Origin of the sequence: Pseudoalteromonas sp. SIMBA_162 (genome assembly GCF_046535955.1) — a bacterium.
GTDB classification, from domain to species: Bacteria; Pseudomonadota; Gammaproteobacteria; order Enterobacterales; family Alteromonadaceae; genus Pseudoalteromonas; species Pseudoalteromonas marina.
Map to the genome: position 1 here is coordinate 1 of NZ_JAWJBQ010000316.1, position 276 is coordinate 276.

General features: G+C 42.0%; 1 rRNA gene. It reads left to right on the forward strand.

The window, feature by feature from the left end:
• Positions 1 to 131 precede the first annotated feature (131 nt).
• Positions 132 to 276, forward strand: a 16S ribosomal RNA gene (locus R0J88_RS19850); the annotation flags it as partial.

Sequence of the window (276 nt, forward strand, 5' to 3'; positions counted from 1 at the left end):
GTGTGTAATAAAAATGAATGAACTTTGAAAACTGAACAACAAAACGTTAATGAATAAGTTTTTCATTAAATTGAGAAACAAATTTTGGACATCAATTTTGATGCCAGCAATTTTTTGAGCTTTATCAAACTTTTATGGAGAGTTTGATCCTGGCTCAGGACGAACGCTGGCGGCGTGCCTAATACATGCAAGTCGAGCGGACAGATGGGAGCTTGCTCCCTGATGTTAGCGGCGGACGGGTGAGTAACACGTGGGTAACCTGCCTGTAAGACTGGG